A 21,470-nucleotide genomic window follows, 5' to 3' on the forward strand; every position below is an offset into this window, starting at 1 on the left:
GTGAGCGGCAGCCCACTGGTCGTCATCGGTCATCCGCGCCCATCGGCCGCCGGCCCGTTGCGCGATGCCCTGGGGCGGCTGGGGGTTCGTCGCATCACGGTGGTGGACGGCCATGAACTGGCGGATTGCCTGACCGCTGCGGCGGCCGACGTACCGCATCTTCTCCTTCTGCATGCCGGGTTGCCCGGCTTCGGCCCTGATCTGCTGGTGGGACTGCGGGCAGAGCCGCATCTGCGCGACGTACCAATTCTCGTCCTAGGCCGTTTTGCCGGCGGCCATCACCGCCGGGAGCTGATGGAGGCCGGGGCGAGCGATCTGCTGGCGCGCCCACTGACCCTGGCGGAACTTTCGGCCCGCCTGTCGGTGCATCTTGAAAGGCATCGGCTTGGCCGCTCCTTGCAGGAGGTCATCCGCAGTCTGCAGACCTACCATCACGGTGCCATGCAGCGGATGGCACTGGCGCGCGAGATGCAGCTTGGGCTGCTGCCCGACGCCACGATGTGTGGTCAGCTGGAGGAGCGGTACGGCGTCATGCTGGACAGTCATTTCGAATCCAGTTCGGAACTCGGCGGCGACCTGTGGGGCGCGCGTCCGCTCGACGACCGACGCTTCGGACTGTTCCTGTGCGATTTCACCGGTCATGGCGTGGCGGCGGCGTTGAACACCTTCCGGCTGCACGCGCTGCTGGCCCGCACCGATCTGCCGGCTGACGATCCGGCCGAGACTCTGGCGGCGCTGAACGCCCTGCTGGTCGGTCTGCTGCCGGAGGCGCAGTTCGCCGCGATGATCTATGCCGTGGTCGATGTGGCCGCAGACCGGCTGGTCTATGCGACCGCCGGCGCGCCCAAGCCGTTGATCCGCCATGCCGACGGCAGGATGGAGGTCGGGCCGAGCTGCGGTCTGCCCCTGGGGGTGGCGAACGGGGCGCGATACCGCAACCATTGTCTCGATTTTCCGCCCGGCACCACCCTGCTCCTGTTCAGCGACGCGCTGTACGAGGCACGTGGGTGGGATGGTGAGATGTTCGGTTATGGTGGCGTGACCGAACTGGTGCGGGGCCTCGGCGACTTCGCAGCGGGGCGGCCCCTGAACCAACTGCTGGATCGCTATTTCACGACGATGCCCCGGCTGCTGGCCGACGACCTGACCCTGGTCTGGATCAGCAGGACAGGCCGTCCGCCGTCCGGTCCAGATTGACGATCCCGACCACCCGGTTGCCGTTGCCGACATAGGTCAGCTGGTCGAAACCGACCATGCGTGCAAGCGCAATGCCCCGGCCATGGGTGGCATCCGACTGCGAGGCATCGACCGACAGGTAGCGGTTGAAATCGAAACCCGTTCCCATGTCGGTGACCGTGAAGATCACCCGGCTGTCGCTGCGCTCCACATGCAACGTGGCGTATTTGTCCCGATTCTCGGCGGAGGCCAGCCGCGCCTCGATCTCGCGCGCCAGCATCCCGCTGGCCTTCAGCCGGCCTTTGGCCTCGAAGCCAATGCCGAGATTGCCATGCTCCACCGCGTTCACCAGGATCTCCGAAAGGCCGAAGGTCAGGCTGTGGGCGGTGGCCGCGACAGACGACAGGGTGATGGCGAGGTTCTGCGCCTCCTGTGGCGTGCGGAAGCGGAAATGCCCGTCGCGCAGCAACCCGATGGCGTCGGAGCGGGAGCGCAGGTCGCCCTGCAGGCTCTTCAACCGACCGGTGGTTTCCTCCGCAGCCCGCACGACGGAGCGCAGCAGGGCGCCGTCATAGGGCTTGATCAGATAATAGAAGACACCGGCCCGGATCGCCGCAGCGATCTCGGAGCTGCTGTCGGAGATGGTCTGGACGATGACGGGGATATCGGCCAGATGAGGATCGCGCTTCATCCGCTCGTAGAGTTCCAGCCCGTCGCCGTCGGTCAGGCGGCGGTCGAGCAGCACGACATGGATGGCCGATCCGTTGGTGGACAGGATCTCCCAAGCCTCCGCCTTGGTCTCCGCCTCCAGCGTCCGATAACCGATGCGGGACAGATACCCGGCGACGATGGCGCGGGTCATTTCCTCGTCGTCGACGACCAGTGCGGTAACGGCATCGGCCATGGTCGGCGTATACTCCAGAGGTTCGGGAAGCGGGATCAGGAATTCCACAGCATTTTACCGAAACCGCGTCAACCGCACAATCACCGGCGGCACTGCGTCGCAGCATTGCCAGTTGCCGACATCAGCCGGCGGCGGCCTCCAGCGTCGCCGCGGCCTTTCTTGCGGTCGACAGCTCGTCGGCGACACGCTCGCCGGCGGTGGCTGTGAGGGCATCAAGGTCGCCGCGGCGGGCGGCGGCGACAAGATAATGGGCCGCGTCGGCAAGCCGGTCGAAGCCGACATTGGCGGCGGAGCCCTTCAGGATGTGCGCCTCCCGTTCGACGCCGGTGCTGTCGCCGCGCGCGATGGCTGCGCGCAGAAGGTCGAGATGCTGCGGGCTGTCGCTGAAGAAGGTTTCCAGCAGCAGCGCGAAACCGTCCTTGCCCAAGGCGTCGCGCAGCTCTTCGATCTTCTCCGAATTGACGGTGGCGGGCTCCGAATCCGTCTTCGGCGCTGGTGAGGTGGCTTCCCCGGTGGTTTCGGCTCGGTCGTTCATCGGCGGATGGACGAAGCGTGCGATGGCGTCCAGCAGCTTGCGCGCGTTGATCGGCTTGGACAGATAGTCGTCCATGCCCGCTTCCAGGCAAATGGCGGCGTCTCCCTGCATGGCGTTGGCGGTCAGCGCCACGACCGGGATCCGGGCCGCCGGTCCGGACAGGCGGCGGATCCGCCGCGTCGCCGTCAGCCCGTCCATCACCGGCATCTGGACATCCATGAGGACGAGGTCATAGGGGCGGGCGGTTACCGCCTCCACCGCCTCCTCGCCATTCGACACCGCTTCCGCGCTGTGGCCTGCGCGGCGCAGGAGAGCGAGGGTCAGTTGCTGGTTGACCGGATTGTCCTCGGCGACCAGAACGCGGGCACGTGGCGCCTGTTCCGGCTGCCTGCCGACCGTGACGCCGGGAGCGGCATCCGCCTTCGGGCCGGCGCTCACGGCGGCCGGGGCGCGGATGGGGAGGGGGACGACGTTGCTGGCGGGGGTGCCGCCCGGCGCGCCGTTCAGCCAGGATGTGGCGGGCGATCCCGTCAGTGACAGCGCCTGGGGCTCCAGCAGGCGGGCGAGGCACTGGCACAGGGTGCTGAAGCGGATCGGCTTGGGCAGGTGGGTGTCCACCGGCGCCCGCTGCGGCTCCTGTCCCTCAAGCCGTTGCGAGGAGGCGAGCGCCAGCCGGATGCCCGCCAGTTCAGGAATGGCCCGGATACGCTGCGCCACCTCCGGTCCGGTCATGCCGGGCATCCGGTGATCGAGGATGGCCGCGTCGAAGGGCTTGCCGAGACGAACGGCGGCGATCAACCGGTCGAGCGCCTGCCCCCCGTTCTCCGCCGTTTCCACGATGATACCGAAGCCGTCGAGTTGCCTGGTCAGCAGGTCGCGGTTGACGGCGATGTCGTCGACCAGCAGCAGGCGGCGCCCTGCCCAGTTCCCGGCGGGGGTGGGGGGATGGGCGCTGCCGGCCCCCCGCTTCAGCGGGACGGTCACCCAGAATACGCTTCCCATTCCCGGCTGGCTGTCCACACCGATCCGGCCGCCCATCAGTTCAGCCAGCCGCTTGCAGATCGCCAGTCCCAGGCCGGTACCGCCGTGGCGGCGGGCCGGGGACGAATCAACCTGGGTGAACATGGCGAACAGGCGCGGACGTTCCTCCTCCGGGATACCAATTCCGGTGTCGCGCACCTCGAAGCGGACGCAGACGATATCACCCGCCTCGCCACCCGCCTCGCCACCCGCCTCGCCGGCTGCCTGGGCGCCGCTTGCCGGTGCGCCATCGCCTTGCGCTTCCTCGCTCAGCAGGATGGTGACGCTGCCGGTATCGGTGAACTTCACGGCGTTGCCGGCGAGGTTCAGCAGGATTTGCCGCAACCGCCCGGCATCGCCCAGCAAGGTTCCGCGCAGCCCCAGTGGCACGAAGCTGGCGAGATCCAGCCCCTTCGCCGTGGCACGCGGCGCCAGGATCTCCGCCACGCTTTCAACCATCGGCACCAGCTCGAACTCTCCGATCTCCAGATCGAGGCGGCCGGCGTCGATCTTTGAGAAGTCGAGGATGTCGTTGATGATCACCAGCAGCGATTCGGCGGAATCACGGATCGTCTCGGCATAGCTGCGCTGTTCCGCCTCCATCGGCGTGTCGAGCAGCAGCCCGGCCATGCCGATCACGCCGTTCATCGGGGTGCGGATCTCGTGACTCATGGTCGCGAGGAATTCCATCTTGATGCGCTGGCCGTCCTCCGCCCGTTCCTTGGCGTCGCGGAGCGTGTGCTCCAGCCGCTTCTCCTCGGTCAGATCGCGCAGGATCGCGGCATAGAGCGGGCCGGCCGATGTCTTTACCAGCGCCATCGAATAGGCCAGCGGAAAGCTCTCCGTCCTGTCTCCACTCCTGTCTTCGTCCCCCTGCAACGCCGGCCGCAGCGCGATGGTCTCGCCGCGTGCGGTGGGGTCCATGCTGTGGCTGCCGCGGGCGATCCCGTCGAGCGCACGGGCGGCATCGGCCCGTTTGTCCACCGGCAGCAAATCCACCACCGACCGGCCGACCAGTTCGCCCGGCGCGCAGCGGAAGATGGCATGGGCGGCTGGATTCGCCGCCTCGATCACGCCGTCCGGCCTTGCGGTGACGATGCCTTCCGCCGCGGTGGCGACGATGGCGGACAGGCGGGCGTTGGCCTCCTCCAATTCCTTTCCCTGTTCGCGCTGCGCCGCGAGGGAGCGGGCCAGCAGCAGGCCGAACAGGCCGAGCAGCAGGATCATGCCGCCGGACAGCAGCGATGCCGTCCGCAGATTGTCGTGCCAGGCAGCCAGAACCGTATCGCTGCGCACGCTGACCGTCAGCACCAGCGGCCAGACCGGAGTCGTCCGGTAGGCGACGATGCGCGTCTCGGGGCCGGCGCCAATGTCCGTTCCGGAATGGCGGAACACGCCATATTCGGCCTGTGGCAGATATTGGCGGAACAGGGGTGTCGTGGCGAAGGACTTGGCGATCGCCTCTCCCGACTGCGGCTGGACGGTCAGCAGGGTACCGTCATAGCGATACAGCGCGATCCGGTCGCCGACGCCCGCACCGGTGCCGCCCTGCACCGCCCGGTACAGGCCCTGGAAATAATCCGGGTTGACGGTGGCGACGATCACCGCCTGCAGCGTGCCGTCGGCCTCGCGCAGGGCGCGGCTCATCGGCAGCAGCCAGCGTCCCGACCGCTCGCCGCCGGCGGTGCGGTCGATCAGCCCGCGTCCGGGGCGCGGATCGCCGATCTGCAGCCCGTTTCGCTGTCCAGCGGCCTGGAGGCGGAACACGTCCAGTTCCGTCAGATAGGTCCCGGCGGGATGTATGCCTTCCGTTGTGGCGATGATGCGGCCGGTGCGGTCGAGCAGCGTCAATCCGCGCAGGTGGGGCGACCGGCGCAGCCGATCGGTCAGCATGGCCGTAAGGTCGGGATCGGGTAAGCCGTCCTCCCCGGTCCAGTTGGCGTCCGACAGCGCGTCGACGATGGAGGACAGCGTCACATCCACCGACTGCACCGTGCGGGTGGTCGATACCTCCAGCGCCGCCGCAAGGCTCGAGAGGCTGGCCTCTGCCGAGTCCAGGGCAGCCTGACGCGCGGCGATCAACTGCTGGCCCTGGTTGATCAGCAGGGCGAAGACCGCGAGAAGGGCGAAGGCGATGATGCCGCCCCGCTTTTCGAAGAGACCCTTCAGATCCGCTTTTGCTGGGGACGGGGACAGGGCTTTCGTTCCGGACGGTCAGACGTGGTGGGGCGACCAAGCCAGGGGTTGCAGGGGGTGACGCCGTCCTCCAATTGCGCTCCGTCACCGGATCACAGTCGAATCAATGCGCTCGGCCCTTGGTCCTGGTTGAAGTTTGCGTCTGAGACAATAGCAGCTATACGCACCATACGCCAAGCATCCGCTGCCGTAAACGACCGGTCAATGCTAAGATACCGCCGCCGCTTCACGGCCCTGTGTTCGGGTCGTGAAGAACAGTGTGGTTGGTTAACGAAAGGTGTGACATGGCGACGCGCGTCCTCTGGGCAGTCGGCTTCTCAATTCTGTCGGTTCTATCGGCCGGATTCGCAGGTACCGCCATGGCGGCCGACGGGAGACTTCAGAAAATTGCAGAACAGAAGCAACTTCGTGTCTGTTCCTGGCCTGATTACTACGCGATTTCGTTCCGCAATCCACGCACCGGTGCGCTGGAAGGATTGGATGCCGAACTGGCACAGGCCTTCGCCGACGATTTGGGCGTTCGCCTGACGGTGGTCGAGAGCAGCTTCCCCCGCTTCATTGAGGATCTGTTGGCCGACCGCTGCGATATCGGCATGTTCGCCATCGGCGCCACCCCGGCGCGGGCGGAGCGCGTCGCCTTCAGCCAGCCCTATCTGCGCAGCGGCATCTATGCGGTGACCACCCAGACCAACGACGGTATCCGGCGGTGGGAGGATTTGGACCGTGCCGGCAACATCGTGGCGGTGCAGAAGGATACCTACATGGACGGCTATGCCCGCTCCGCGATGAAGGCTGCCCGCATCGTCGCCGTGAACCGCCCGCAGGAGCGCGAGGAGGAGGTGCAGTCCGGCCGTGCCGATGCGTTCCTGACCGACTATCCCTATGGGCAGCGCATGCTGGCCTTCCACCCCTGGGCCCGGCTGGTCGTGCCGGATGTTCCGGTACAGCCGACCCCCTATGCCTATGCAGTCGCACCCGGTGATGCGTCGTGGCTGGAGCGGGTGAACGGCTTTGTCGCCGCGATCAAGGCCGACGGCCGGTTGGAGCGCATCGCCGCCCGCTACAACCTGACCCCCATCGTGGCGCGGGACTGAGCCGCGCCGCACGAATGCGGATTCGGGATAAATCCGGGTTAGGATGCATGCCGTCTTCCACCATTCGGCAGGGAAATCCCCGATGATCCTGATCGGACAGTATGACTCGCCCTTCGTGCGCCGTGTCGCCGTTGCTTTGCGCCTTTACGGCATGGCGTACGAGCATCGGCCCTGGTCCGTCTTTTCCGATGCGGCGGAGGTCGCGCGCTTCAACCCGCTGAAGCGGGTGCCGACGCTGGTATTGGCGGATGGCGAGGTTCTGATCGAAAGCAGCGCTATCCTTGACCATCTGGACGAGGTGGCCGGGTCGGCCCGCGCGTTGATCGCCCGCCAGGGGCCGGATCGCCGTCGGGGATTGAAATTGTGCGCGCTGGCGACCGGATTGGCCGACAAGGCGGTGAGCCTCGTCTACGAACGGGTCCTGCACAAGGAACGGTCAGACCTGTGGATGGAGCGCTGCACCGGCCAGATCGGCGCCGTTCTCGACGTGCTGGAGGCCGAGCGTGCCGCCGCCCCTGGACCCTGGTGGTTCGGCGGGCACATCGGTCATGCCGACATCGCTGCCGGCTGTGCCCTGCGCTTCGTTGGCGAGGCCCACCCGGCGGTGTTTGATCGTTCCCGTTGGCCGGCGCTCGCCGCGCATTCCGACGCCTGCGAGGCGATGGCGGAGTTCCGGGCGGTGGTGCAGCCCTTTTCGGTAAGCGCCTGAGGCAGCGCCCTCTTTCCCGTGCGACAGCATGGGAAAGAGGGCATGGTGCCTTAGCGGTGGCCGCTGATCTCGGCGTGCAGCGGTTTGGTGTCCTCGAAGGTCTTCTGCTGTTCGGGGGTGGCTTCCTTCTGGTGCTTCTGCTTCCATTCGGAATAGGGCATGCCATAGACGGCAATGCGGGCGTCCTCGTCGGACAGAGGGACGCCGCGCTCCTTGGCGGCCGCGGCGTACCATTTCGACAGGCAGTTGCGGCAGAAGCCGGCGAGGTTCATCAGGTCGATGTTCTGCACGTCGGTGCGCTTGCGCAGATGCTCGACCAGACCGCGGAAGGCGGCGGCTTCCAATTCAATGCGGGTCTGGTGATCCAGATCGGCCATGGGGTCTCAACTCCTCCGGTGTTCTTGTTCAGTTAAGAATGGGGTGGCCGGTGCAGTGTGACCATCCGGCCATAGGGGTGGAAATCGCGTGATCCACCACCGCCGGCGATGGTGCGGACCACCGCCTCGCGGTCGGTGGCGACGAAGCCGGCGAGCGATTGGATGCCATAGTCGAACAGGCGCGGGGTCAGCGGCGTGCCGGGACCGATCATCGCTACCGTGGCACCCGCCGAAACGCGCAGCAGGCGTGGCAGGGTGCGGTTGGCGAGGGACGACGCGGTGACCGCCACCGCATCGGCGCCCGGCAAAAGCCAGTCGCAGGCCGCCTCGGGATACTCACCGTCCTGCGGGCTCATGTCGATCACCTGGGCGCGGGGCATCCGGCGGGCAATCTGCGGAAAACCGCCGACCACCACGACCCTCCCCTCGATCGAGGCGAACAGATCCAGCCCGTTGCCGGGGACGCCGGTCAGGTCGGGCCGGTTGTAGTGCGCGTTCAGCGCCGCGACGCCTACGGAGATTTCCAGCGGGTCCCAGGAGCGGGCGGCCATGGCGGCGAGATCGCACAGAGACCTGCCGGCCCAGCGCTGCGGATCGTCCGCCGCCGCCGGGGCCTGACGGGCGGCGACGCCGAGCCCGTCGTCGGTTTCGACCAGAACCCACTTGTCCCCTGTGACGACCCGGCGGACCTCGGCATCGGCGACGCCCTGGACCAGATCCTGGTACATCCGCTGTGGCCCCCACCAACGCCACAGCGAGTCCGGCACAGGCGACAGCAGGTCGCAAAAGCCGCCGGTCGCCGTCTGCCATTCGTTGAGATAGCGGCTGCCGACGCTGGTCAGCACCGGAATACCCTCGGCGATGGCGGTCAGCATCTCGTCGGAAAGGCCGTCGCCGTGGGATTCCAGCCCGGCGAACTTGTTGACCACCAGCAGGTCGACGCCAGACGAGACGGCGTTGCGGATCGCCTGGCTGGCCTCCGCCACTCCGGTCGGATCGACGCGGCAGGATTGGGATTCCCGGCCCAGTTTCTGGGTGATGTCATAGGCATGGCCGGTGGCGACGTCGACCAGTTCCATCCGCTCGGCGCAGTCGTCGCCCGGCCCGTGGTTGCGTTGAACCAGCCCGCCGACGCGGAAGCCACGCCGCTTCAGCTCTGCCGAAAAGCCGTCCAGCAATGCGTCGACGCCGTAGGAACCGGGCCCATGGATGACGGCACCGGGGCGCAGCGGCGGCAGGGAGGCGGGGAGTAGCGGCATCGGGGTGGACCTTTCGCGGGACGGCGGGCGTATGGCGACGGGCGCCTCAACCGCCGCGTCGGATGCGGTAGATGAAGACCGTCTTATGGACCTCGTCCGGCTGGGTCTCGTGCGACAGCAGCGCGTTGTCGGTCGTGTTGCAGAAATGCCTGAAGTCGATCACCGAGGCTGGATCGGTCGCATAGACCACCAGTTCCTCACCGGTCGCCATCCCGTTCAGCAGGGCGCGGGTGCGCAGGATGGGCAATGGGCAATGCAGCCCCTTCACGTCAAGCTCTCTCACCGGCACCACGCCCGCTCCACACTGGTTGAGGACGAATTCCTTAACAAGGACGTATGACTGTAGCGGGTTCGTCCACGCTTCTCCAGACCGGCGGCCGAAAGGTCGCATGCACGACGGGTGTCCCTGAACCGCGATTTTCCGCCGCCGGCGCTGTTGTACGGCGCAATCGCAGGGAACTTGCCCCTAGAAAACTTGCCCAGAGAAATTTTGGCGGAAGGACAGCGGTCATGGCGAAGCGGCACGGCAATGATATGAGCGAAAAGGTGGTGGTCATCACCGGTGCTTCCAGCGGCATCGGCCGGGCGACTGCCTTGGAGTTCGCCAGCCAGGGGGCGGCGGTGATCCTGGCCGCCCGGCGGATGGCCGCTCTGCACGAGGTCGCGGAGGACTGTATCAGCGCCGGCGGCCGGGCCATGGTGGTGCCGACCGACGTGACAGACCAGCGCGCGATGCAGGCTTTGGCCGACCGAGCCATTCAGGCCTTTGGTGGCATCGACGTCTGGGTGAACAATGCCGGCGTCATTGCTTTCGGCCGTTTCGAGGACATCCCCGACGAGGTGTTCGAGCAGGTGGTGCGCACCGACTTATTCGGCATGGTCCATGGCTGCCGCGCCGTACTTCCCCATTTCCTCGACCGCGGCGAGGGGATCATCATCAACACCGCGTCGATGGTGTCCAACATCGGCCAGCGCTATGCCACCCCCTACACCGCGGCGAAGTTTGCTGTGCGCGGCTTCTCCGAATCCCTGCGGCAGGAGCTGGTGGACGAACCGGACATCCATGTCTGCATGGTCATGCCGGCCTCCATCGACACGCCGTTGTGGCAACATGCCGCCAACTACACCGGCCGGGCGATCAAGCCGTTGAACCCGATCCATCCGCCGGAAGAGGTCGCCGCCGCCATCCTGTCGCTGGCGGCCAATCCCCAGCGCGAACTGTTCGTCGGGGCCGAAGGGCGCCTCGCTGCCGTCGGCAACGCCATGGCGCCGCAGATGACGGAACGGGCGGTGGCCCACACCATCGAGCGCGACATGTTCCAGAACCGTTCGGCACCCGACACGCCGGGTGGCGTTCTGACCGCCATGCCGGAATATCAGGGCGCCAGCGGTGGCTGGTTGGAGCGACGGCCAACCCGCAGCCGGGGCGGGGAAGTGGGGCGGCAGCGCTCTTTCTCCTGGACCAACCTGACGCTGTTCCTGCTGCCGGTGGTGCTGGCCAGCCGTCCGCTGGGTGGTGGCCGGATGCGCCACGTTTGGTGACCAGTCTGCAGCAGGCTTGATCCGGCGGTCCGGAGCCGTTATACGCTCGCCCCTTTTCCGGTGCGGCGGCTGGCCGCACCGGTCATCCGGGCAGGAGGCGGGACATGACGGCGTGCGGGCTCGATTTCGGCACCTCGAACACGACGCTGGGCGTGCAGGACGCCGATGGCTTCCGGCTGCTGGCGCTCGACGGCACACGGACGACCCTGCCGACCGCGGTGTTCTTCGATTTCGAGCATGACCGGACCACCATCGGGCAGGCCGCCATCGACGGCTATGTGTCGGGGGTGGAAGGGCGGTTGATGCGCTCCATCAAGTCGATGCTCGGCACCGACCTGATCGATGCCGATACGGCACTCCGCAAGGGCCGCATCAGCTTCCGCGCGGTGATCGGCACCTTCCTCGATCTGGTGAAGAAGCGGGCCGAGGATGCGCTGGGCGGCGAGCTGGGCGACGTGGTGGTCGGCCGGCCGGTCCATTTCGTCGACGGCGATGCGGCCGGCGATGCCTCGGCGGAAGAGACGCTGGGGCAGATCGCGCGCGCTGCCGGCTTCCGCAACGTCTCCTTCCAGTTCGAGCCCATCGCCGCCGCCCTCGATTACGAACAGCAGGTGACGGGGGAGGAACTGGCGTTGATCGCCGACATCGGCGGCGGCACCTCGGACTTCTCCGTCGTGCGCATCGGGCCGGAACGGCGCGTTAAGGCCGACCGGGCCGGCGACATCCTCGCCAACGACGGCATCCGCGTCGGCGGCACCGATTTCGACCGCGACCTCAGCCTTGCCACCGCCATGCCGGAGCTGGGGCTGGGCAGCGCCATGAAGCGCGCCGGGCTGCTGGCACCGCGAAGCATCTATTACGATCTGGCGACCTGGGCGAAGATCAATTTCCTCTACACCGCCAAGGCGATGGCCGAGCTGGAGCGTTTGCAACGCGATTCCGCCGAGCCGGAGAAGATCGAACGGCTGATCGGCATCGTCGAGCATCGCCAGGGCCATGCCCTGGCAATGGCGGTGGAGCGCACCAAGATCGCCCTGTCCGATCATGAGGCGGCGGAATTGGCACTGGATTGGGGCAACGGGGATCTGGCGCTGGCGGTGGACCGCGGGGCGCTGAACCGCGCGACGGGCTCGCTGGCGGCGCGGATCGGAACCCGCATCCGCGACTGTCTGTCCGACGCCGGCGTGACCGCCGACCGCATCGACGCGGTGTTCCTGACCGGCGGCTCCACCCTGCTGCCCCAGGTCCGCGCGGCGATCCTGGCCGAGGCTCCGGACGCGCGGGTGGTGGAGGGAAACATCTTCGGCTCCGTCGGCCTCGGGCTGACGGTGGAGGCTTTGCGGCGGTACGGCTGAAAGGACGGGGTGGGAGGTTGATTCCCACCCCTGACCGATCACTGCACCACGATGCGCGGCGCCGCACGGCCGCCGGTGCCGCCGCCGATCTTCTCCCACAGGCGGGTTGCGATCCGGCGATAGGCCTGGGCATGCTCCGAATCCGGCTGCGACACCACGATCGGCTGCCCCTGGTCGGAGGTCTCGCGGATCGACAGGTGCAGCGGAATCTCGCCCAGGAACTCCATGCCCAGATCGTCGGCCTCCTTGCGGGCGCCGCCGTGGCTGAAGATGTCGGTGCGGTGGCCGCAGTTGGGGCAGCAGAAATAGCTCATGTTCTCGATGATGCCCAACACCGGGACATCGACGCGGCGGAACATGTTCAGCCCCTTGCGGGCGTCCAGCAGGGCGATGTCCTGCGGGGTGGAGACGATCACGGCACCCGCCAGCGGCACCTGCTGCGCCATGGTCAGCTGGGCGTCGCCGGTTCCCGGCGGCATGTCCACCACCAGAACGTCGAGCGTGCCCCAGTTCACGTCGCGCAGCATCTGCTGCAACGCGCTCATCACCATCGGCCCGCGCCAGATCATCGGCGTGTCCTCTGCAACCAGAAAGCCCATGGACATCACCTTGACGCCGTAATTCTCCATCGGCTCCAGGCGCTTGCCGTCGGGGCTGTTGGGTCGCCCGGCGATACCCATCATCCGCGGCATCGACGGGCCGTAGATGTCGGCATCAAGCAGACCGACCTTCAGTCCGTTCGCGGCCAGCGCCAGCGCGAGGTTGGCCGACGTGGTCGACTTGCCGACACCACCCTTGCCGGATGCCACCGCGACGATGGCCTTCACGCCGGGGACCAGAGGCTTCTGCGGATCGTTCTGCGGTGCAGCCTGGGGGGCGCCACCATGGGAGTGACCATGGGAATGCCCATGCGAGTGGCCCTGTTGCGGTGCCGCCTGGGGCGCGGCCCGGTGGGCGGTCAGCACGGCGGTGACCGAAAGGACGCCGGGCAGGGCGTCGACCGCCTTCTCCGCCGCGTGGCGCAGGGGTTCCGCCTGGGCGCCGCGCTTGGGGTCCACTTCGATGGAAAAAGCGACATGCCCGTCGCGCACCACGAGGCCCGACAACATGCCCAGGCTGACGATGTCGCCGCCCCGGTCCGGGTCGATGACGGTCTTCAGCGCCTGCATGACTTGAGCTTCGCTGATCTGCGCCATGGTTGAAAACTCCGCTGTCTTCCCGATATTGGCGGATATCCGTTGGTGGAATCCTTGCCGAAGGGTATGGGGGACTATAGGACCGACGGACGAGATCGGTAAAGGGATGCGCGGGGCTTAAGCCATTGCGCTTCCACATGATGGGACGAATCGCAGAGGGGGACAGAGTCGGATGCCGTGGAACAATCAAGGTGGGGGCGGCGGTGGCGGCCCCTGGGGTCCCCCGCCGGGCAACAACGGCCCGGGCAATCCGTGGGGGCGGCCCCAGGGCGGAGGAAATGGCGGCGGTGGCGGCGGCCCGCAGCCTCCCGACCTTGAGGATCTTCTGCGGCGCAGCCAGGACCGCCTGCGCCGCGCCATGCCCGGCGGCTTCGGCAGCGGCCGCGGCGTTGCGCTGGTCGTCGGCGTGCTCGGCCTGATCTGGCTCGCCAGCGGCATATACCGCGTCGAGGCCGACGAACAGGGCGTCGTCATGCGCTTCGGCGAGTGGACCCGCACCGAACAGCCCGGCCTGCGCTACCGCCTGCCGTCGCCGATCGAGACGGTGCTGCTGCCCAAGGTGACGCGCGTCAACCGGATCGAGGTTGGTTACCGCTCCTCCGTCGGCGGCGGACGCACCGACCGCGACGTGCCGGACGAATCGCTGATGCTGACCGGTGACGAGAACATCATCGACATCGACTTCACTGTGTTCTGGGTCATCAAGGACGCCGGCAACTTCCTGTTCAAGATCCGCGAACCGGAAGTCACGGTGAAGAAGGCCGCCGAAAGCGCCATGCGCGAGGTCATCGGCCGTACCGACCTGCAACCGGCCCTGACCGAGGCCCGCCAGCAGATCGAAACCTCGACCCGCCAGCTTCTCCAGGCCATGCTCGACGAGTATCAGGCCGGCATCGAGATCACCCAGGTCCAGTTGCAGAAGGCCGACCCGCCGCAGCCGGTCATCGACGCGTTCAACGACGTGCAGCGTGCCCGCGCCGACCGCGAACGTGCCCGCAACGAGGCGGAAGCCTACCGCAACGACATCATTCCGCGCGCCCGCGGCGAGGCGGAGCGGCTGGTGCAGGAGGCCTCGGCCTACCGCGAGCAGGTGGTCAGCCTGGCGCAGGGCGACGCCGACCGCTTCCGCAAGGTTTATGAGGCCTATGCGCTGAACAAGGACGTCACCGCCAAGCGCATGTATCTGGAGACCATGGAGGAAATCCTCCGCGGTCGGAACAAGATCATCGTGGAGGGATCGGCTCAGAACGTCGTTCCCTATCTGCCGCTGAACCAGCTGACCCCGAACGCAACGCCGGCCCCGCAGCAACAAGCGCCGCGTCAGGCTCCGCCTGCCCAGAGCGGCAGCAACCAGGGGGGGGCGCGGTCCGGAACGCAGACGCAGCCGCTGTCTTCGCTGCCCCAAAACACCTCCCTGAACCCTTCAATGTCCGGCCAGTGAGGAGGATCGCATCATGAACCGCACCCTCGCCATCGCCGGCATCGCCATCGTCGCCCTCGGCGTCGTCGCATCGTCCGCCCTGTTCACCGTCAACGAGGCCCAGCAGGCGCTCGTCCTGCAATTCGGCGAGCCGCGCCGGGTGATCCAGGAACCGGGCCTGAAGGTGAAGATCCCCTTCATCCAGGAAGTCCGGCTGCTCGACCGTCGAGTCCTCGACCTCGACCCGCCTGTGGAGCAGGTCATCCTGGCCGACCAGAAGCGTCTGGACGTCGATGCCTTCGCCCGCTACCGCATCCACGACCCCCTGCGCTTCTATCAGACCGCCGGGACCGAAGCGGTTGCTGAAACGCGCCTGAACTCGATCGTCAACTCGTCGCTGCGCCGCGTCCTCGGCAACGTCACGGTGCTGGCCGTCCTGTCGGACGAGCGCGCCCGCATCATGACCGACATCAAGGGCCAGGTGAACGACGAGGCCAAGCGCTTCGGCATCGAGATCGTCGACGTCCGTATCCGCCGCGCCGATCTGCCGGAAGAGACCAGCCAGTCGATCTTCGCCCGCATGCGGTCCGAACGCGAACGTGAGGCGGCGGAGGCCCGCGCACAGGGCCAGGAGCAGTCGCAGCAGATCAAGTCGCGCGCCGAACGCGAACGCACGGTCATCATCGCCGAAGCCCAGCGCGACGCGCAGATTCTGCGCGGCGAAGGCGACAACTCGGCGCTGAAGCTGATTGCCGAGGCGACCTCGCAGGATCCCGGCTTCTATGGTTTCTACCGGTCGCTGGAGGCTTATCGGAAGTCGCTGAACGGCAACGATACCACCATGGTGCTGTCGCCGACCGGCGAGTTCTTCCGCTACTTCAACGGCGTTGGTCCGCAGGTCGGAGGTGGCGCGCCTGCGGCTCCGGTTGCGCCGGCACCTGCCCCGGCGCCGACGCCGACGCCGGTGCAGTAAGGCCGCGGCCACAGGTGAAAGAGGGTAGCGGCCGGGTCGGATTCACTTCCAACCCGGCCGCAGCCATGTCCGGCTTCCGTGGTCCGCAGAAATGGTTCGAAAGAAGGCTCCGGGCTTAAGATTTCCACTGGTGCCGACTGGACCGGCACGCCATCTTGCGGCCATACTCTTGGCTCAACACCTATATGGCCCAGAACTGGGCGGCCGCTCCCGTCCATGGAATCGGCCGGACGTCTGGTAGGGAGAGCACGTTGATTCGCATACCCAACTTCGAACCCGCCACGCGCGGCGCCGTGGCCGAGGCCCGGCCTCGCAAGGCGGGCGTCCGGCCGCTGGTCGCCGCCATCGTCTGGGGCATGACATCGCTCATGGCCGGCGGTGCGGTGATGGGCGGCTTCGCCGCTGCGCCGGCCCAGGCCCAGGCTGCCACGCCGAATCGCAATGCGCCCGGCAGCTTCGCCGATCTGGCGGAAAAGCTGCTGCCGGCGGTCGTCAACATCTCCACCAGCCAGAACGCGCCGCAGCGTCCGCAGGGCCAGCGGCCGGAGATCCCGCAATTCCCGCCGGGTTCGCCCTTCGAGGATTTCTTCCGGGACTTCTTCGACCGCCAGCAACAGCAGGACCAGCCGCAGCGCAAGGCGACGTCGCTCGGCTCCGGCTTCATCATCGACGCCAAGAACGGCTACGTGGTCACCAACAACCACGTCGTTCAGGACGCCGACGAGATCACCGTCATCCTGCAGGACGACACCAACATCAAGGCGGAGCTGGTCGGCAAGGACAGCAAGACCGACCTCGCCCTGCTGAAGATCAAGACCAGCCACCCGCTGGTCGCCGTTCCATTCGGCGACAGCGACGCCATGCGCGTCGGCGACTGGGTGCTGGCCATCGGCAACCCGTTCGGTCTCGGCGGCTCGGTCACTGCCGGCATCATCTCGGCACGCCAGCGCAACATCGATGCCGGACCGTATGACGACTTCCTCCAGACCGACGCCTCGATCAATCGCGGCAATTCCGGCGGCCCGATGTTCAACCTGAACGGCGAGGTCATCGGCATCAATACCGCCATCTTCTCGCCGTCGGGCGGGTCGGTCGGCATCGGTTTCGCCATTCCGTCCAACCTCGCCAAGCAGGTGGTGGCGCAGCTGAAGGACTATGGCAAGACCCGCCGGGGCTGGCTGGGCGTGCGCATCCAGGCAGTGACGCCGGAGATCGCCGAGAGCCTGGGTTTGCCCAACCACAAGGGCGCGCTGGTCGCCTCCGTCACCCCGGACGGCCCGGCCGCCAAGGGCGGCATCCAGGCCGGCGACGTGGTGACCAAGTTCGACGGCAAGGAAATCGACGAGATGCGCCGCCTGCCGCGCGTCGTCGCCGAGACCGGCATCGACAAGGCCGTTCCGGTCGAGGTGTGGCGCAAGGGCAAGGCGCAGACCGTCCAAGTCAAGGTCGGCGAGCTTGAAGCCGCCGAGGAGCAGGGCCTGCTCGCCGCCGGTCCGGACGAGAAGCAGCAGCCGAAGGACAAGGCTCCGGCCCAGAAGCCGACTGAATCGCTCGGCATGAAGCTGACCTCCATCACGCCGGAACTGCGCCAGCAGTACGAGATCAAGCCTGATATGAAGGGCGTGGTCATCACCGACGTGGCGGGCAACTCGACCGCGGCGGAAAAGGGCCTGCGCGCCGGCGACGTCATCATCGAAGTCGGCCAGGAAGAGGTCCGCAAGCCCGAGGACGTGACCGCCAAGGTCCAGAAGGCCAAGGAGCAGAGCAAGAAGTCCGTCCTGCTGCTGGTTGACCGCAAGGGTGATCTGCGCTTCGTGGCGATCCCGCTCAGTTGATCGCGCGCCGGTAACGAACAGGGGCGTCGGCGGGAGACCGCCGGCGCCCTTTTTGTTTGCCGGCGGCGGGAGCCGGAGATTGGACGCCTACGCACCGTCCATCAGCATCGCCAGTGCGACGGCGCCGGCCAGCAGGGCACAGAGCATGGCGACAATGGCGAGGCTGCGCAGATACTGGCGGAACTCGCCCTGCTTCCAGGCGCTGCGCCCCAGCAGCACCAGATAGCCCGCCATCGCGGCGACGATGATCTGCCAGCCCATCCTGTCCTCGTCCTGTTTCCGCCGGGCGCGGAAGCCGGCAGAGATGCACATGCGCGGCCTGGAGGCGTCAAGTCCAAGCCGATAGCCGCGAGCATTTCTATATCGAAAGTGCAGGCTCTCCATTCGGGTTATCTGATGGCATCACCCCACTGGCGACAGTCAGTGCAACTCGATGTGAGAAAAATGCGGCATCTCTCGCTTATGAGATGGTCCTATACGCAAATAAGTAGTGGTTAACAAAACAGTTAATTCCTTTGTGCAGAGTAATGTTCGCTGCTGTGATATCTTTGGATCTGGAAATCTTGGGGAGGCTTTGCGCATATGCCCAATGCGTTCTTCTTTTAACTCCGGAGAGTGGTACCGTAGGACACGACACGGGGGTAACCTCCCCCTAAATAACGGCCTGCCGAAGCTATCGAGGGGTAATCGCCGAATCGCCAAAGCGTCGGGACCTTCCTCTGTACAACGGCCTCCACCCTGGCCACGACGTCATGACGATCGACCAAAATTGCGGGAGCGGACGATGGACTCAGTGCGCGCATTTCTAATCGACTCGAACAAGCTGTTTCGCGAGGGGCTGAAGCGCCTGCTCGACGATTCGCCCTTCCAAATCGTTGCCGAGGCGGGAAACCTGCGGGAGGCGCTGGGGTCGGTTGAAAACGGCTTGCGGCCGCAGCTGGTTCTTCTGGACCTGCAGAATGGCGGCGACGAGGAAGCCGACGGGATGCGCCGCCTGCGCGCCCTTCTGCCGGAAACCCGCATGGTCATCCTGACCAGCGATCTGTGCACCCGCCGCCTCGCCAATGCGCTGGAGGCCGGTGCCGACGGCTACCTGATGAAGGATCTGTCGTCCGACGCGCTGGCCCAGTCGCTGAAGCTGGTGATGATGGGCGAGAAGGTGTTCCCGACCCATCTGGCGGCTCTGCTGATCTCCGGCCGCGTCAACGGCAACGGCACCGAAATGCCGGTGTCGCGCAAGGGCCTGTCGCAGCGCGAGGTGCAGATCCTGCGCTGCCTGCTGAACGGCGACAGCAACAAGATGATTGCCAACCACCTGAACATCACGGAAGCCACCGTGAAGGTTCACCTGAAAAGCCTGCTGCGCAAGATCAACGCCTCCAACCGCACCCAGGCCGCCATCTGGGCGCTGAACAACGGCATCGGCGGCGAACTGGCCGGCGCCAACGTCGTCGCCGCGGCGGCGAACCAGTAACCTCAGCACCTGTCCATTGCCCCATCCCCGCCTTGCCTGTTCACGGGTGAGGTGGGGGACGAGGCAGTCATTGCATGACATGAATTGCCCGCCTGAATGAAGGCGGGCTTTTTCATGGGCTTATTTCATTGGATCAGAATAGCCTGGGATCAGACTGGAAGCCGGATCACCGCACGCAGGCCGCCATAGGGGCTGTCGTCGAGCGTGATGTCGCCGCCATGGCTGCGCGCCACATCACGTGCGATGGTCAGACCGAGGCCTGAACCGCCGGTATCGAGATTGCGGCTGCTGTCGACGCGGAAGAAGGGCTTGAACACGTCGTCGCGCAGATAGGCGGGAATGCCGGGGCCATCGTCGTCCACCGTGATCTCGATCACGCCGTCCTTGCGTTCCGCCTTGACCCAGGCGGTACCGGCATGGCGACCTGCGTTGACCAGCAGGTTGGCGATGCAGCGGCGCACCGCGTTGGGACGCAAGGGCAGGGTCAGCCCCTCCGGTGCTGTCAGCGTCACCTCGGTGCCCTCACGGCGGGCGCCGGCGGCGACTTCGTTCAGCAGGCGGGTCAAGTCGGTCGGTTGCACAGCCTCCGTCCCCTCGCCGCGAGCGAAGGCGAGATAGCCTTCGATCATCTCCTCCATCTCGGCGACGTCGGCCTTCAGTTCCTCCACCTCCGGGTCGAGCTCGGGATCCCCGATCATGTCGAGCGCCAGCTTCATCCGGGTCAGCGGCGTGCGCAGGTCGTGGCTGACGCCGGCCAGCATTTCGGTGCGTTGGTTGATCTGACGTTGGATGCGCTCGCGCATCAGCAGGAAGGCCGACGCCGCCTGCCGCACCTCCGTCGCCCCTTCCATCTTGAAGTTGGAGACGTCGCGTCCCTTGCCGAGCGCGTCGGCGGCGATGGCCAGCCGCTTGATCGGCCGGATCTGGTTGCGCATGAACAGAATGGCGACCGCGAACAGCACGATGGCCGACCCGACCATCCACAGGATGAAGATGTAGCTGGTGGGGGTGAACAGCCGGCGTTCCGGCGACATCACCGACAGCACGCCGTCGGCCATCTGCACCCGGATCTCGTACCATTCATGGGCGACGCGGGTGTTGATGGTGAAGGGCCGGCCGACCCGATCGTCCAGCGCCTTGCCCAGCGTGCGCTCCAGAAGGCCGCTCAATGCTCGGCGTTTGTCCGGCAACGTCTGGTCGGGCTCGACCGTCACGATCAGGTCGGTGGTGCGGGCGGCGGTGGCGAGCGTCCAGTCGCGCCCGTCCTGCGACGGGTCGCGCTCCAGCATGGCGATGACGGTGGCGATGTCGCCGGCAACGGCATAGGCCAGCCGGTTCGTCACCGTGTCCCAGTGGCGGTCGTAGAAGATCCAGGTCGCCACCGCCTGGGCCAGGATCACCGGCGTGACGATGATCAGCAAGGAGCGGCCGAACAGTGTGCGCGGCAGGAAGCGCTTGAGAAAGGGCGTGCGTCGTCGCCGTTCCGCACGGCGGGCCGCCGCCCGGCCGGCCGCGGCGCCATCGGCGCCGGCCTGTCCGCTCGCCGTCACGGATCGGGCCTCAGCACATAGCCCTCGCCGCGGACCGTGTGGAGATAGCGGGGCTCGCGCGGATCGGCCTCGATCTTGCGGCGCAGGCGGGTGACCTGGACGTCGACGGTGCGGGCATTGCCGGCGACCTTGCTGCGTTCGGTCAGTTCGTCGCGGGTGAAGGTCACGCCGGGGGAGGCGGCGAGGATGCGCAGCAGGCTGGCTTCCGCCGTGGTCAGGCGGATCACCTCGTCACCCTGGCGCAACTCGTCGCGGTCGGGCAGGTAGGTGAGGGGGCCGAGGCGCACCGGGGCTGCCGGCGGAGCCGCCGGATCGGCCGGCCGGGCAGCCTGCCGGCGCAGGATGGAGTTGATGCGCAGCAGAAGCTCACGCGGGTTGAAGGGCTTGGCGAGATAGTCGTCGGCCCCGGCCTCCAGCCCGGCGATGCGGTCGTCCGGCTCGTCCCGGGCGGTCAGCAGCAGGATCGGCAGGTCGCGTTCGCGGCGCAGCGATTCGGTCAGCGACAGCCCCGATTCGCCCGGCATCATGATGTCGAGCACCAGCAAGTCGAAGGCCAATCCGCCCAGCTGCGCCCGCGCATCGGCGGCGTCACGGGCGGTGCTGACCAGAAAGCCGTTGCTGGCGAGATATTTGCGCAAGAGTTCGCGCAGGCGGGTGTCGTCGTCGACGACCAGGATGTGGGGCTGATCTTCGGTCATGGCGGGACTATAACGCGGCTCCCCGCAATGGACATAGAGGCGCCATGGGGGACTTATCCTGGGTATGCATGGCGGGCAGGCGTGTAAGCGCTTGGCCGTTTCGGCCCTGATCCGTGTTAGTCTCCATATGCCCTCCGCTGAGGGCCGAGAGACACGA

General features: G+C 66.8%; 18 protein-coding genes. 9 read left to right on the forward strand and 9 right to left on the reverse strand.

What is annotated here, in order from left to right; translation table 11 throughout:
* Positions 1-1,197, forward strand: coding sequence for a PP2C family protein-serine/threonine phosphatase (locus E6C72_RS09955; RefSeq protein ID WP_109443694.1), 1,197 nt, complete (start codon positions 1-3; stop codon positions 1,195-1,197).
* Here E6C72_RS09955 and E6C72_RS09960 read toward each other — a convergent pair.
* Together E6C72_RS09960 and E6C72_RS09965 are read right to left on the reverse strand one after the other, a co-directional pair.
* Complete coding sequence (locus E6C72_RS09960; RefSeq protein WP_109443724.1) at positions 1,160-2,080, reverse strand: response regulator; 921 nt, start codon at positions 2,078-2,080, stop codon at positions 1,160-1,162. The two genes, E6C72_RS09955 and E6C72_RS09960, sit on opposite strands and share 38 nt — an antisense overlap.
* A gap of 121 nt (positions 2,081-2,201) precedes the next feature.
* Positions 2,202-5,717 (reverse strand): response regulator, encoded by a 3,516-nt coding sequence (locus tag E6C72_RS09965; RefSeq protein WP_247876019.1) that lies wholly within the window; start codon positions 5,715-5,717, stop codon positions 2,202-2,204.
* 398 nt (positions 5,718-6,115) lie between these two features.
* Between E6C72_RS09965 and E6C72_RS09970 the strand changes: the two genes are divergently transcribed.
* On the forward strand, positions 6,116-6,925 hold the full coding sequence (locus E6C72_RS09970) for an ABC transporter substrate-binding protein (protein ID WP_247876018.1): 810 nt from the start codon (positions 6,116-6,118) through the stop codon (positions 6,923-6,925).
* A gap of 82 nt (positions 6,926-7,007) precedes the next feature.
* Positions 7,008-7,634 carry a glutathione S-transferase family protein gene (locus E6C72_RS09975; protein WP_109443722.1) on the forward strand — a complete coding sequence of 209 codons (627 nt, stop codon included), beginning with the start codon at positions 7,008-7,010 and terminating at the stop codon, positions 7,632-7,634.
* A 50-nt stretch (positions 7,635-7,684) separates the two neighbouring features.
* Here the strand turns inward: E6C72_RS09975 and E6C72_RS09980 are convergent, their stop codons facing one another.
* From E6C72_RS09980 to E6C72_RS09990, 3 genes are read right to left on the reverse strand one after another with little or no spacing between them, the layout of a single operon-like run.
* Positions 7,685-8,011, reverse strand: a complete 327-nt coding sequence (locus E6C72_RS09980) for a DUF1244 domain-containing protein (protein ID WP_109443692.1) — start codon at positions 8,009-8,011, stop codon at positions 7,685-7,687.
* 32 nt (positions 8,012-8,043) lie between these two features.
* The gene (locus E6C72_RS09985; protein WP_109443691.1) at positions 8,044-9,270 is read right to left on the reverse strand and encodes a DUF2478 domain-containing protein; all 1,227 of its coding nucleotides are present in this window, start codon (positions 9,268-9,270) and stop codon (positions 8,044-8,046) included.
* A gap of 46 nt (positions 9,271-9,316) precedes the next feature.
* Positions 9,317-9,559, reverse strand: a complete 243-nt coding sequence (locus E6C72_RS09990; protein WP_247876017.1) for a sulfurtransferase TusA family protein — start codon at positions 9,557-9,559, stop codon at positions 9,317-9,319.
* A gap of 221 nt (positions 9,560-9,780) precedes the next feature.
* On the opposite strand from E6C72_RS09990, the gene E6C72_RS09995 reads away from it, so the two are divergent.
* Both E6C72_RS09995 and E6C72_RS10000 read left to right on the forward strand, forming a co-directional pair.
* A complete protein-coding gene (locus tag E6C72_RS09995) occupies positions 9,781-10,812 on the forward strand; it encodes an SDR family oxidoreductase (protein WP_109443689.1) in 1,032 nt (343 codons plus the stop codon).
* 104 nt (positions 10,813-10,916) lie between these two features.
* Positions 10,917-12,167: an Hsp70 family protein gene (locus tag E6C72_RS10000; RefSeq protein ID WP_109443688.1), complete on the forward strand. Its 1,251-nt coding sequence runs from the start codon at positions 10,917-10,919 to the stop codon at positions 12,165-12,167.
* A gap of 38 nt (positions 12,168-12,205) precedes the next feature.
* On the opposite strand, the gene apbC is transcribed toward E6C72_RS10000, so the two are convergent.
* Positions 12,206-13,363 carry an iron-sulfur cluster carrier protein ApbC gene (gene apbC / locus E6C72_RS10005; RefSeq protein WP_109443687.1) on the reverse strand — a complete coding sequence of 386 codons (1,158 nt, stop codon included), beginning with the start codon at positions 13,361-13,363 and terminating at the stop codon, positions 12,206-12,208.
* A 172-nt stretch (positions 13,364-13,535) separates the two neighbouring features.
* Here apbC and hflK point away from each other — a divergent pair, with 172 nt between their 5' ends.
* The 3 genes from hflK (at position 13,536) to E6C72_RS10020 (ending at position 17,591) form a co-directional block, all read left to right on the forward strand.
* On the forward strand, positions 13,536-14,804 hold the full coding sequence (hflK, locus tag E6C72_RS10010) for an FtsH protease activity modulator HflK (RefSeq protein WP_109443686.1): 1,269 nt from the start codon (positions 13,536-13,538) through the stop codon (positions 14,802-14,804).
* A gap of 13 nt (positions 14,805-14,817) precedes the next feature.
* Positions 14,818-15,756 (forward strand): protease modulator HflC, encoded by a 939-nt coding sequence (gene hflC / locus E6C72_RS10015; RefSeq protein WP_109443685.1) that lies wholly within the window; start codon positions 14,818-14,820, stop codon positions 15,754-15,756.
* A 185-nt stretch (positions 15,757-15,941) separates the two neighbouring features.
* Entirely contained in the window at positions 15,942-17,591 is a 1,650-nt protein-coding gene (locus tag E6C72_RS10020) for a DegQ family serine endoprotease (RefSeq protein ID WP_247876021.1), read from the forward strand.
* 87 nt (positions 17,592-17,678) lie between these two features.
* Here the strand turns inward: E6C72_RS10020 and E6C72_RS10025 are convergent, their stop codons facing one another.
* Entirely contained in the window at positions 17,679-17,903 is a 225-nt protein-coding gene (locus E6C72_RS10025) for a hypothetical protein (protein ID WP_136700717.1), read from the reverse strand.
* A gap of 472 nt (positions 17,904-18,375) precedes the next feature.
* Here E6C72_RS10025 and E6C72_RS10030 point away from each other — a divergent pair, with 472 nt between their 5' ends.
* Positions 18,376-19,065, forward strand: a complete 690-nt coding sequence (locus E6C72_RS10030) for a response regulator transcription factor (protein ID WP_109443684.1) — start codon at positions 18,376-18,378, stop codon at positions 19,063-19,065.
* 149 nt (positions 19,066-19,214) lie between these two features.
* On the opposite strand, the gene E6C72_RS10035 is transcribed toward E6C72_RS10030, so the two are convergent.
* Together E6C72_RS10035 and E6C72_RS10040 are read right to left on the reverse strand one after the other, a co-directional pair.
* Positions 19,215-20,615 (reverse strand): ATP-binding protein, encoded by a 1,401-nt coding sequence (locus E6C72_RS10035; protein WP_109443683.1) that lies wholly within the window; start codon positions 20,613-20,615, stop codon positions 19,215-19,217.
* The gene (locus E6C72_RS10040; protein WP_109443682.1) at positions 20,612-21,313 is read right to left on the reverse strand and encodes a response regulator; all 702 of its coding nucleotides are present in this window, start codon (positions 21,311-21,313) and stop codon (positions 20,612-20,614) included. The genes E6C72_RS10035 and E6C72_RS10040 overlap by 4 nt, the downstream gene beginning before the upstream one ends.
* Between the last annotated feature and the right edge of the window lie 157 nt (positions 21,314-21,470).

This window comes from Azospirillum sp. TSH100 (genome assembly GCF_004923295.1).
In the GTDB taxonomy this organism is placed as follows: Bacteria; Pseudomonadota; Alphaproteobacteria; order Azospirillales; family Azospirillaceae; genus Azospirillum.

Excerpts from the sequence above, each read along its gene's own strand:
- E6C72_RS09960 (WP_109443724.1), bottom strand. The coding sequence starts at position 2,080 with ATGGCCGATGCCGTTACCGCACTGGTCGTCGACGACGAGGAAATGACC.
- E6C72_RS09970 (WP_247876018.1), top strand. The coding sequence starts at position 6,116 with ATGGCGACGCGCGTCCTCTGGGCAGTCGGCTTCTCAATTCTGTCGGTT.
- E6C72_RS09975 (WP_109443722.1), top strand. The coding sequence starts at position 7,008 with ATGATCCTGATCGGACAGTATGACTCGCCCTTCGTGCGCCGTGTCGCC.
- E6C72_RS09980 (WP_109443692.1), bottom strand. The coding sequence starts at position 8,011 with ATGGCCGATCTGGATCACCAGACCCGCATTGAATTGGAAGCCGCCGCC.
- E6C72_RS09985 (WP_109443691.1), bottom strand. The coding sequence starts at position 9,270 with ATGCCGCTACTCCCCGCCTCCCTGCCGCCGCTGCGCCCCGGTGCCGTC.
- E6C72_RS09995 (WP_109443689.1), top strand. The coding sequence starts at position 9,781 with ATGGCGAAGCGGCACGGCAATGATATGAGCGAAAAGGTGGTGGTCATC.
- E6C72_RS10000 (WP_109443688.1), top strand. The coding sequence starts at position 10,917 with ATGACGGCGTGCGGGCTCGATTTCGGCACCTCGAACACGACGCTGGGC.
- apbC (WP_109443687.1), bottom strand. The coding sequence starts at position 13,363 with ATGGCGCAGATCAGCGAAGCTCAAGTCATGCAGGCGCTGAAGACCGTC.
- hflK (WP_109443686.1), top strand. The coding sequence starts at position 13,536 with ATGCCGTGGAACAATCAAGGTGGGGGCGGCGGTGGCGGCCCCTGGGGT.
- hflC (WP_109443685.1), top strand. The coding sequence starts at position 14,818 with ATGAACCGCACCCTCGCCATCGCCGGCATCGCCATCGTCGCCCTCGGC.
- E6C72_RS10020 (WP_247876021.1), top strand. The coding sequence starts at position 15,942 with ATGGCCCAGAACTGGGCGGCCGCTCCCGTCCATGGAATCGGCCGGACG.
- E6C72_RS10025 (WP_136700717.1), bottom strand. The coding sequence starts at position 17,903 with ATGTGCATCTCTGCCGGCTTCCGCGCCCGGCGGAAACAGGACGAGGAC.
- E6C72_RS10030 (WP_109443684.1), top strand. The coding sequence starts at position 18,376 with ATGGACTCAGTGCGCGCATTTCTAATCGACTCGAACAAGCTGTTTCGC.
- E6C72_RS10040 (WP_109443682.1), bottom strand. The coding sequence starts at position 21,313 with ATGACCGAAGATCAGCCCCACATCCTGGTCGTCGACGACGACACCCGC.